Origin of the sequence: Alistipes sp. CAG:29 (assembly GCF_000435435.1) — a bacterium.
GTDB classification, from domain to species: Bacteria; Bacteroidota; Bacteroidia; order Bacteroidales; family Rikenellaceae; genus Alistipes; species Alistipes onderdonkii.
Genome location: NZ_FR893467.1, coordinates 43,561 through 46,618 on the forward strand (window position 1 = coordinate 43,561; position 3,058 = coordinate 46,618).

Genomic DNA, 3,058 nt, shown 5'->3' on the forward strand with positions numbered 1-3,058 from the left:
CCGTTGCGGCGCCCCCCGCCGTTGCGGCCCTCCCCGTTGTTCCGGTTCTCGTTGCTGCGGCCTTCCCCGTTACGGTTCTCCCCGTTGCGGGAACGGTCGCTGCGCCGCTGGCGGCGTTCGGGGCGCTCCTGCTGGGGCTGCTGCCCCGGCTGAGCCTGGCGGCGCTCCTGTCCTGTTTCCTGGGAAGGCTGTCCGTTCTGCCCCTCCTGTCCGTTCTGTTTGCCCCGGTTGCGGCCGCGCTTGTTGCGCCGTTTGGCCGAGTCGAAACGGGTGATGCTGTCCTCTTCGGAGCGGTAGGTCGGCTCCTCGGCTATCGGGCGGATGTCGTCGGCGTGCTGCAGCTGGTCGACCTTCTTGCCTGCACGGTTCAGTGCCATGATTTCGCGCACGCGCGACACGGGCAGCGTGGTGACATTGACCATCGCATCCTTGCTCGACGAGAAGGTCATCGTACCGGCGAGGATGTCGCTCTTGACGAGGAAATATTCGCCGTCGATGGCCTGCAACGGCTCACGCAGGCGCGGGAACTCCTTGCGGGCGTCGACATAGGTGTCGTATTCGTACATCATGCAGCATTTGAGCTTCGAGCACTGTCCGGCCAGTTTCTGGGGATTGAGCGAAATCTCCTGTGCACGGGCGGCACCCGTCGTGACGCTCGAGAAGCTCGACATCCACGATGCGCAGCACAGCTCGCGCCCGCAGGCACCCAGCCCGCCGATGCGCCCGGCTTCCTGGCGTGCGCCGATCTGCTTCATTTCGATGCGGATGTGGAACCGCTCGGCGAAGACCTTGATCAGTTCGCGAAAATCGACACGCTCGTCGGCGATATAGTAGAAAATAGCCTTGATCTTGTCCCCCTGGTATTCCACGTCGCCGATCTTCATGTTGAGTCCCATGTCGGCGGCGATCTGGCGCGATGCGATCATCGTTTCATGTTCGAGGGCGATGGCCTCCTGCCATTTCTCGATGTCGTAGGGCTTGGCCTTGCGGTAAACTTTCTTGAACTCGCCGTTGTAGGGGTTGAATCCCGTGCGGCGCATCTGGCGTGCTACCAGGTCGCCCGTGAGCGAAACGACGCCGATGTCGTGTCCGGGCGATGCCTCGACCGCCACGATGTCGCCCCGCTTGAGCTGCAGGTTGTTGGCGTTCTGGTAGAACGAGCGGCGCGTGTTCTTGAACCGCACCTCCACGATGTCGGTTGGGATATTCTCGGGGTACTCCTCGAGCCACGCCGTTTCGTGAAGCTTGAAACACCCGTCGCAGAGCTTCGCCTCGCACTCTGCGCCGCAATCGCAGAAACTGCATCCGCGGCCTATTTCGGGTTTACACTTTTTCGTATATTGTTTTTCGGTGTCCATTTGTGGGCATAATTTGCGTAAAGATACGAAATTTTTTTTATCCGGCGGCCACTCTGCCTAAATCGTTGTCTCAATTGCCCAGGCGGAGCTTGCGGACGCTGCGCCGGATGCGGACGATCATCATCACGGCCGCGGCCGACAAGCCGAACGAGAAGCCGAGGAAAAGCCCCGTCGGGCCCATGCCGAGCGTGAAGCCGAACAGGTAACCCACCGGCAGGTTCAGCAGCCAGTAGGATACGAAGGCGATCGGCATGATGATCTTCACGTCCTGTATGCCGCGCAGGATGCCTACCGAGACATTCTGGATGCCGTCCGAAAGCTGGTAGAGCGCCGCGAAGACCAGCAGTTGCGAAGCGATGGCGATCACCTCGGGGTTGGTCGAGAAGAACGTCGGGATGATGTTGCGCATGGTGATGAAGACCAGCGCTGCAAAAGCGTTCCAGGCGAGCACCAGGTGGTACGACGCCTTGGCCGCCAGCGACAGCTCCCCGATGTTGCGGGCACCGTAGCAGTGCGACACGCGGATGGTGGTGGCCGCACCGATCGACATGACGATCATGAAGGCGCAGTTGCCGATCGTAACGGCGATCTGGTTGGCGCTCATGGTCTCCTTGCCGAACCAGCCCATCATGATGCCAGTGCCGACGAACGCCGAGGCTTCGAGGAACATCTGCATCGAGATCGGAAGCCCCATGTGCAGCAGGTTCTTCACCGTGGCCCACGAATAGTTGCGGGGCGAGAACCCGTCGAGGTAGCCGCGGTATTTGTGGCGGTTGTAGAAGTAGCCGATCATCAGGATCGGGGCGATGATGCGCGAGAGCAGCGTACCCAGCCCGGCACCCTCGGCACCCATTTCGGGGAGCCCGAAGCGGCCGTAGATGAACACCGCGTTGAAGCCGATGTTGGCCATGTTGGCGATGATCGTCACGACCATCTCGACCTTGGTGTTGCCCACGCCTTCGAGAAATTGCTTGAATGCGAAGAAGAGCATGACGAACGGCATGCTGAATACCAGCATCTTGTAGTAGGGGATGGCCATGTCGACGACCTCGACCGGCTGGCCGAGGTCGTACATGAGCGGGATGACCGCATATTGTACGGCGGCCATCGCGAACCCGAGCAGCGTGTAGAACAGGATGCCGTTTTGCAGCAGCCCGGCCGACTTCTCGCGGTCGCCCTGCGCGTAGAGTTCGCCCACGAGGGGCGTCATGCCCAGCGCGATGCCGATGGCGGCGATGAAAAGGATGAAGAACACCGCCCCGCCGAACGATACGGCGGCCAGCGGCACGGGATCGTCGCCGCCGTAGCGGCCGACCATCAGGTTGTCGGCCACCTGCGTGAGGATTTGTCCCAATTGCGTCAGTACGACGGGCAGGGCCAGCCGCAGGTTGGATTTGTACTGGTCTTTGTATTTCGAGAAACTGTACATCGGTTTTCCGGATTAGGGTGCAAAGATAGCCATTTATGTCCGGATTGCAATCCTCGGGCTGTCCCGGGATGAAAAATCCGCCCGTTTCTGGGCGGATTCCATGCCGGAGGTCAGTACGGGAGCGTGATTTCGATGCAGCAGCCCGCGCGGTAGTCGGGGCATACGCGGATTGCGCCCCCGAGCCGGGTGACGATCAGGCGGCAGAGGTACAGGCCGATGCCCGACCCGGGTTTGAACGAATCTACCTTGGTGAAACGGTCGAATACCCATT

General features: G+C 61.0%; 3 protein-coding genes. All 3 read right to left on the bottom strand.

What is annotated here, in order from left to right:
• Positions 1-1,358 (bottom strand): PSP1 domain-containing protein (locus QVP03_RS07500; protein WP_288210697.1); only part of this gene is annotated, 1,358 nt, incomplete at its 3' end.
• Between the two features lie 70 nt (positions 1,359-1,428).
• Positions 1,429-2,787 (bottom strand): MATE family efflux transporter, encoded by a 1,359-nt coding sequence (locus QVP03_RS07505; protein ID WP_022332890.1) that lies wholly within the window; start codon positions 2,785-2,787, stop codon positions 1,429-1,431.
• 110 nt (positions 2,788-2,897) lie between these two features.
• The gene (locus QVP03_RS13770; protein ID WP_369677402.1) at positions 2,898-3,005 is read right to left on the bottom strand and encodes a hypothetical protein; all 108 of its coding nucleotides are present in this window, start codon (positions 3,003-3,005) and stop codon (positions 2,898-2,900) included.
• Between the last annotated feature and the right edge of the window lie 53 nt (positions 3,006-3,058).

Coding starts and splice junctions, on each gene's coding strand:
- QVP03_RS07505 (WP_022332890.1), bottom strand. CDS start 2,787: ATGTACAGTTTCTCGAAATACAAAGACCAGTACAAATCCAACCTGCGG.